Origin of the sequence: Francisella noatunensis subsp. noatunensis (genome assembly GCF_009823375.1) — a bacterium.
Taxonomy (GTDB): Bacteria; Pseudomonadota; Gammaproteobacteria; order Francisellales; family Francisellaceae; genus Francisella; species Francisella noatunensis.
In genome coordinates this window covers 1-6,058 of record NZ_WBSX01000115.1, presented here as the reverse complement: position 1 = coordinate 6,058, position 6,058 = coordinate 1, and the positions used below count along the sequence as shown (strand labels likewise).

The window sequence follows — 6,058 nt, the reverse complement described above, 5'->3', positions numbered from 1 at the left end:
GATAGAGCTAGCAGATTTACTATTTTAGCCAAGTCTATAGATAGAACAGCTAATTCAATCAATAGAATATTGTACAAAGTATCTAATGGTCATAAAATATTAACAGCTACATTTGATAATGGTAAAGAGTTTGCTAAACATAAGAAGCTAACTAGCAAGACTGGCATCAAAGTATTCTTTGCTGATCCATACAGTCCTTGGCAAAGAGGTACTAATGAAAACATGAGTAGGTATATCAGACAATTTATACCTAAAGGTACTAACTTTAACAATATATCTCATCAATACATTAGAAGTTACAGATAGACTTGAATAATAGACCTAAGAAATGTTTAAATTACTTGACACCTAATGAAGTACATTTTGGTATCTCTATAAACATTGAGAATACAATCTAGCTGTTAACAAGTCTAAGAAAGAGTAATTCTAAAAAGAACTAGGACTTCAAAAATTGAAATAATCAGTGTTTGTGAATTAGCTAGTGGGTTATAATAAAATTAATATTTTACTATTGGGATAGCAGAGATGGATGAGTATAAATACTGTATTGGGATTATGTCTGGAACTTCGCTAGATGGAATTGATGTGGCTTTATGTAAGATTCGAGGATATGGATTAGATACTGATATTAAATTAGTTAATTTTGAAACATGTCCATATTCAGAAGGTTTATTAAATGATATTAAGCAGTCTTTAGATTTAACAAGAAGTAATGCTCAGTTATTATGTAGTCTTAATTTTAAGCTTGGAATTGAATATGCTAATGCAGTAAAAAAATTAGTAACTGTAAGTAACCTAAAATTAGAAGATATCGCGTTCATAGCTAGTCATGGGCAGACTATATATCACCAAGCAAAAAATGAAGATGGTTTTATTAAATCATCATTACAGTTAGGAGATGCTGCGACGATAGCTTACGAATGTCGAACAACAGTTGTGTCAAATTTCAGAGCGGGAGATATCGCAGCTGGAGGAGATGGAGCACCTTTGGTACCTTATGTGGATTATATCCTTTATAGTGATAAAAATAAATCGCGTGCTCTACATAATATTGGTGGAATAGCTAATACTACAATTATCCCTAAAAATCCAAATATTAATGATATATATGCATTTGATACTGGCCCAGGGAATATGATGATAAATAGAGCAATGGAAGTTTTGTTTAATCGAGATTATGATAAAGATGGTGAAATAGCAGCCTCTGGTATAGTTATTGTAGATATGTTGCAAGAGCTTTTACAAAATCCATATTTAGCTCTCAAGCCACCAAAGTCAACAGGTAGAGAGCTTTTTGGTATTGAATATACGGATTATATTCTTGATAAATATAAGCAAAGCAATCCTAAAGATATAGTTCATACGCTAACTATATTTACAGCAGAGAGTATAATAAAGGCTTATAGAGATTTTGTATTTGATAAAGTTAAGCTTGATCAAATAATTTTCACTGGGGGTGGGGCGTATAATAAGTTTCTGATAGGAACTATTAAAAAATTAGTCAAAACTGAAGTCTTAACATTTGAAGATATTGGGCATAATAGTGACGCAAAAGAAGCCATAGCCTTTGCTGTGCTAGGAAATGAAACTCTCAACCATAGCTATAATAATCTCCCATCGGCAACAGGTGCAAAAGATAGAGTTATATTAGGGCAAATAAACGTCTATTAGAAGTGCTGTAAAATAATTTAATTAGTATCAAGATTTATGTAAAAATGATAAATATAGATGTTTTGTTGTTTCGGGTTTACATGTCTGAAGATATTAACGATATATTATATGATACTGATGATCTAAAGAAGGAAAAGGTTAATGGAGGTTTTTCTGATTTTATAAAAGCATGGTTTTATAATGACATTGAAAGGCATATGTTTTTTGAGGATGAGATTATTGTTGCTCAAAAATTAAAAACAATAGATGTCATGGCTAATACTTATGCTGTAGAAAGAAAAAAATATTTTGAAAAATTTTTGAAGGACTCGCATAAACAAAAAGGAATTCTTACAAGAATTAAAGATAGAGATTTTGCTTTTTATAAAGATCCTGCTAGAGTTAAACTGTGGAGTAGTATTACTGATACGGAAGTTTATAATTTTTTCATAAAATCAAGTGTTAACCAGATGCTTGGTGGTGGAAATGTAGCACAATTAACTTCGCTGCCAAAATTTAAGTTTAATGCCAAATTAACAGCATCTATTAATAGTGAAAATGCTTCGGCTGCTGCGAGTCTTGTTGCTGCTGGTGAAAAAAGCTTTATGGGTAGCTCTTGTATAAATATCTGGTCTAATTTACCTATATTCGATAGTGAAAAAGGAGATGTTAAATCATTTATACCTCTATATCTTAGAATGAGTGGTAAAGCATCATCAGCAATGTTTAGTTACAATGTTGATATTAGTGCAAATACAAGTAAGTTGAACTTTACAGATTCGGAATCTTTGGAATTGCTAGACAATTTTAAAGGGAATGTGAATCTTAAACTAGTAACAGCAAAAGGCTCGAAAGAAGCTAAGAGCTTTGTTTATACGCCTAAATTTAAAGAAGACTATAAACTTTTGAATGAACTAGGCTTTGTTTTGAATACCCCTGATGGTTCATATAGATACCTAGTTCCTAAAACTAGAGATGGTCTTGATTTAATTAGAGAGTATACATATCCTGAGATTGAGCAGATTTATTTTGGTAGAAGTGCGCTCTCTGGTTATTCAAAAAGTAATTATGAAAAACAGAGTCTGGGTATTGAGAAAAATGGTGAAGGACTCATGACTCTTGCAGTAAGCTCTAAAGATTATGAAAATTCATTAATTCAAGTAAAGACTTCTACTAATACTGCAAGTTTTGATCTTTTATCTGGCGAAATAAAAGGTAAGATTTTGGCAGATGATTTGATGGGTTTTGCTGATGCTAAAGGTTCTGTAAATAAGTTTAGAAATCAGGTTGATTCAATTATCAAAAAGAATATAGGTGAAAGTTATGAGTCACCTTTTAAGATACCAAACTTGTCTGAGTTTAGTGATATGGAGATTAAGGCAAGATTTGGACTATATTCTAAACAGTCAGCATCTAAGCTCAGAACGCTAAGAATTTCTATACCTATGACTACCAAGATGTTAGATTTCAATCAGACATCTGGATCATATGATATAAAATCGGGGATGGGATATTCGATGGCTCAAAGAAATGATTTGAAAGGAGCTATTGCATATAAGCAAGGATTATTAGAAAGCTCAGCACAGAGACTATTAACAGGTGAGAATTTAGATTTAAAGAATCAGTTGACATCAACAGTTAAAGATTTGACAAAAGACTATGTTGATTTTGGTAATTATGCAAAGAATAAGGCTGGATCAATGATGGAGAGTGTTTCAGCTGCGGCCCAACAAGACTTTGATTTTGCTAAAACAACAGGAACAAGTGCATATCGAAGTGCTCAAAATATATTGTCTAGCATATATGATAAAGGGGGTACTTTTGATTCGGTAATAGGGTCTCTAAGTGAAATATATAAGCTTAAAGGAAGTCAGTTAACTAATATTGATTCTAATGAAATTCTTAATGTATTGTCAAAAAATTCCTCTTTAGCTAATTTATCTGGGAAAGCTGGTGCGGATCTTAATGAACTTAAATCAAAGTTTAAAGATATTGCATCTTTAGATATAAAGAAAAAAGCTTCTGAGGCAATATTATCAACTAGTCAACAACAATATAATCCTAGTTTTAATAAAGCCAAAACATTTAGTAACCCGGATTCATTTTATGTCCAAGATACTCTGATTAACTACTCGCAGACTCTGAAAAAAGAAGAATTTAAAGATCAGATGTCTGTAATAAATGTAGTAGAATTTGATGATAGTAGTGACTTACCTATATTATTCAATCTTTGTAAAATGATCACTAGTGAGTCAGGAAAGGAAGAAGCTAAAAATTTTCTTAGTAGAAAAGAAAATGCAGAAAAGACAAAACAATTTGTTGAATCTTTAGAAAATAGAGCAACTGTAATAAGTCCAGAATCAAATATTAGTTATACTTCAATAAATGTGTTGTGTAATAAAGGAGCTGGCTCTGTTATTACGGAAAATAATAAAGCATCCTCGGTTTCTTTGGGTTCTACTGTGAGTTTGGCAGAATTCAATAGAATGTACTCGCTTAATTCAAGAGTATCAAGGGTTGGTGCTTCTCCCTTGGAAGAATTATCAAGCTTCTCAACTAGAAAAAGCAAATATAAAGTAACATTTGAAGAGTATTTTATAAAGCTTACAGTTCAGCGATATATTAAAGTTATGGGTGTAGATGATGAAGCTGATTTCATCAGGTCATTTGTATCACCAATGATGGAGTGTCAAAAGAAATTGCTAGATAATCTAGTGATTTTGAATAAAGAAGCTAAATGGAAGAGTAGCTCGTCTTTTAAAAGCGTATTCTCAAGTAGTGATAACTTCAGTTTTACTGGATGGTTGAAAGATAGACTTCCCGGTTTTGATTTCGAATTATCTCAAGAGTATGCATATTTTACAGGTTTAGTAATCAATTTTTCTATTGAAGAAGATAGTTCATCATCTGAAACAGTAATTAAACTTTGTAGTATTATTAGATCTTTAGATAAGCTTACAAGAGGGTTCTATTTGCTATTGAGAAGAATGGCAAAAAATAGAAACTCAAGAGTTGGATCTCATGATGTTTCTGAAAGTCATCTTAATATGGTTAAGCAGATATTAACATCGTTATGTGAACCGTATAAAAACTTTACACAAAAGGTCGAAGATACAGAGCTCTTGTCTGCATTAGTTAATATGTTGAGTTTTATGGATAGTTTTGTTGAGGTACAAAGAGTATGTGCTTCAATATGTGTACCTAGTGATTCTTTCTTTGCTTTAGTCAATGATAATAAAGACTTATTGAGAGATATTTTTTATACGGTTGAAAAAAGTGGAGTTACAGGGATTTTATTTGAATCAACTTTTAGTTATTCCTCAGAGCTTTTTGGTTCAAATAATCAAGATATGAAACTTAATATTAAGAGTTCTTCTATTAAATCTAGTGATGCTAAAGTAAATGAGTTTACCAGTATTGATAGAGATGCTAATACTGAAGCGGTATTACAGAATATTTATGATAACATCGCTAAGCTCGATGAACAAGATTTAGACAGATTATTTAGAGGTTTTAGGATATTAAAACAGGAAAATTCAACAAATACTGATAAAACTGGTTTTAATATAGGATTAGCGTATGACCCAATAACTAATGATGTATCTATTGACGTTAATAAAGACAATGAAAACTTGTACTCATATAGCAATATGAGTAAAGATGAATACGTTAAGAAAATTAAAAATATCGTAGAGGCAAAAGTGGCGCTTAATCTTGGCTTTGAACATGAAGAAGTGAGAAGTTCGCAAGGATTTAGTGTTTTAGCAACAATACCTGCTAAAGGATATTCTATTGATGATTTAAATAGAATTTATAGACCAATGATTTGGGTTTAATTTTAGCTGTGCTAGATTGTATTCTCAATGTTTATAGAGATACCAAAATGTACTTCATTAGGTGTCAAGTAATTTAAACATTTCTTAGGTCTATTATTCAAGTCTATCTGTAACTTTCTAATGTATTGATGAGATATATTGTTAAAGTTAGTACCTTTAGGTATAAATTGTCTGATATACCTATTCATGTTTTCATTAGTACCTCTTTGCCAAGGACTGTATGGATCAGCAAAGAATACTTTGATGCCAGTCTTGCTAGTTAGCTTCTTATGTTTAGCAAACTCTTTACCATTATCAAATGTAGCTGTTAATATTTTATGACCATTAGATACTTTGTACAATATTCTATTGATTGAATTAGCTGTTCTATCTATAGACTTGGCTAAAATAGTAAATCTGCTAGCTCTATCGACCATTGTTACAATAGCACTTTTATGGTCTTTACCAACAATAGTGTCACCTTCAAAGTGATAAAGATTTTTTCTATTAGCACTGCTAGGTCTTTCAGAAATACTCGCTCTATCCTTTATCTTAACTTGTTTAGAGTCACCTTCTTTTTTGTATTTATATTG

General features: G+C 31.2%; 3 protein-coding genes and 1 pseudogene. 3 read left to right on the top strand and 1 reads right to left on the bottom strand.

Features of this window, described 5'->3' with window-relative positions:
* From F8C69_RS08615 to F8C69_RS08605, 3 genes and pseudogenes are all read left to right on the top strand, one after another.
* Positions 1-398 (top strand): annotated as a pseudogene (locus F8C69_RS08615) (IS30 family transposase); the annotation flags it as partial.
* Positions 399-525: 127 nt separating this feature from the next.
* Positions 526-1,671: an anhydro-N-acetylmuramic acid kinase AnmK gene (anmK, locus tag F8C69_RS08610; protein WP_159184891.1), complete on the top strand. Its 1,146-nt coding sequence runs from the start codon at positions 526-528 to the stop codon at positions 1,669-1,671.
* 80 nt (positions 1,672-1,751) lie between these two features.
* Entirely contained in the window at positions 1,752-5,486 is a 3,735-nt protein-coding gene (locus tag F8C69_RS08605) for a Pathogenicity determinant protein D (RefSeq protein ID WP_159184890.1), read from the top strand.
* 11 nt (positions 5,487-5,497) lie between these two features.
* On the opposite strand, the gene F8C69_RS08600 is transcribed toward F8C69_RS08605, so the two are convergent.
* On the bottom strand, positions 5,498-6,058 hold a 561-nt coding region (locus F8C69_RS08600), incomplete at its 5' end, for an IS30 family transposase (protein WP_159183759.1).